Here is a 1,031-nt window from a genome sequence, read left to right on the forward strand (position 1 = left end):
ATGCTGCAACGTCTAGCTCCTTATGGACTAATGTCACGCAACCTGTAATTAAGCAAAACACTAAGAAGTTTCTCCAGGAAGCTACGGATGAGGAAATCTTGATTTTTGAATTAGTGGCGGGGGATGTACTTGATGCTCTCGGTTACGAACGGGTTGGGATTCTTCAAGGCAAAGAAATCAAATTCAGCAGCACTGCGATCGCTAAATTTAATGCGATTAACCAAAGCTTAAAAGCAGAGGTCCGCCAAACGATGGATCCTGAGGACTTAAAGCGACGGGATCGCCAAGCCACTTTGCTCAAAGAGATTAAAGCACGTCAGACCGTAGTGGCTTAAATAACTGACTATGTTAAAAAAACTGCATGTAAACTCGGAAAATTCCGAGTCGGTATCCCTTTGGTTTCTGTTCTGGAACTTTTTCAAGATCGGAAGTACAGCGTTTGGCGGTTTCATGGCTCTGATTTCCGTAGTGGAGAATCGGATGGTGCGGCGGCACAAACTCCTCACCCATGAAGATATGCTGGACGGCATTTCCTTAGCGACTGTTTTACCTGGTCCAGTTGCTGCTAATGTAGTAGCTTATGTGGGCTATCGCTTGGGGAGGACTAATGGGGCTGTAGTCAGTGCCATCGGTGTGTTGCTCCCTTCTTTTATCCTGGTAATTGGTCTAACCATTGCTTATCTCCAGGCCGGGGAAATTCCAGCACTTCAAAAAGCCTTTGCGGGATTTATTCCTGCAGTGGTGGCGATTATCTTGAGTGCCGCCAGGCGCATGAGCAAAAAAGCGATCAAAGGCTGGCGAGAAGTAGTGATTGCAATAATCGCGGCAGTCCTACTCAAGGTAGTAGGAGGATTCTACATTACTGTGCTAGTCGTGTTCGGTTCTGGATTGGTAGGATGGCTTTGGTTAGGTGACACTAAGCACTCGGGACAGGAGAATTCCCAAGCTCAACCGATTCAGGAGTCAATTCAGGGGATTTCCTGGCTGAAGCTGTCAGTCACCTTGCTCATCCTGCTGAGTTTTCCCTTGCA

General features: G+C 47.1%; 1 protein-coding gene and 1 pseudogene. Both read left to right on the plus strand.

The annotated features are described in order from the left end of the window. Positions 1–335: pseudogene (locus F6K53_RS45310) on the plus strand (sulfotransferase); the annotation flags it as partial. A 10-nt stretch (positions 336–345) separates the two neighbouring features. After that, the coding region (locus F6K53_RS45315) for a chromate transporter (RefSeq protein WP_293087751.1) at positions 346–1,031 on the plus strand (686 nt) is incomplete at its 3' end.

This window comes from Moorena sp. SIO4A1 (assembly GCF_010672065.1).
Classification (GTDB): domain Bacteria; phylum Cyanobacteriota; class Cyanobacteriia; order Cyanobacteriales; family Coleofasciculaceae; genus Moorena.